1 protein-coding gene and 1 pseudogene are annotated in these 885 nt (G+C 52.8%); both read left to right on the forward strand.

Annotated elements, in window-relative coordinates:
• Positions 1-181, forward strand: a pseudogene (locus tag A3754_RS26890) (hypothetical protein); the annotation flags it as partial.
• Between the two features lie 12 nt (positions 182-193).
• Positions 194-885: DUF692 domain-containing protein (locus A3754_RS00740; protein WP_082904741.1), on the forward strand; the 692-nt coding region annotated here is incomplete at its 3' end.

Consider the following 885-nt stretch of genomic DNA (forward strand, 5'->3'; position numbering starts at 1 on the left):
TGATCTGAATGCCGGTTATCAGCTGGCTGCCCACGCGGAAGGCAAGTGTGGTGAAGGTAAATGTGGCGAAGACAAGAAAGGCGAAGGCAGCTGTGGTGAAAAAGGCGCCGAAGGTAAATGTGGTGAAGACAAGAAGGGCGAAGGCAAGTGTGGTGAAGGCAAATGCGGCGGTGACGCATAAGGACGCCTGACCATGAAAACTGAGACACCAGTGTCCGGAGTGGGCCTGGGTCTTCGGCGGGCCCTTATGGGCCCGCTTTCACAGGCCCATGATTCCGCGCCTGACAGTATCCCTTTCGATTTTATGGAAGTGGCGCCAGAGAACTGGATTCCCATGGGCGGCCGTCTGGGTAAAGAGTTTCGGGCCTTTACCGAGCGCTATCCTTTTGTGACTCACGGGCTGAGTCTGTCACTGGGTGGGCCAGAACCGCTGGACTTCGAATTATTAAAATCGGTGAAGTCGTTCCTCAAGGAACACAACATTCGCCGGTACACAGAACACCTGAGCTACTGTAGCGATCACGGTCACCTGTATGACCTAATGCCGATTCCCTTCACCGAAGAGGCGGTGCATTACGTGGCGGATCGTATTCGTCAGGTGCAGGACTTTCTGGAACAACCCATCGGTATTGAACACGTTAGCTACTATGCTCGGTTGGGGAATGCGGCGCCCGATTCACAGATGTCGGAAATCGACTTTGTGAATGCGGTATTGCAGGAAGCTGACTGCGAACTGCTGCTGGATGTGAATAATGCCTATGTGAACGGTATTAATCATGGCTATGACCCCTACGATTTTATTTCCGCCTTGCCCGGTGATCGCATTTGCTATTTGCACATCGCAGGCCATTTTGATGAAGCGGAAGATCTGAAAGTGGATACCCA

The organism is Alcanivorax sp. HI0083 (genome assembly GCF_001635175.1).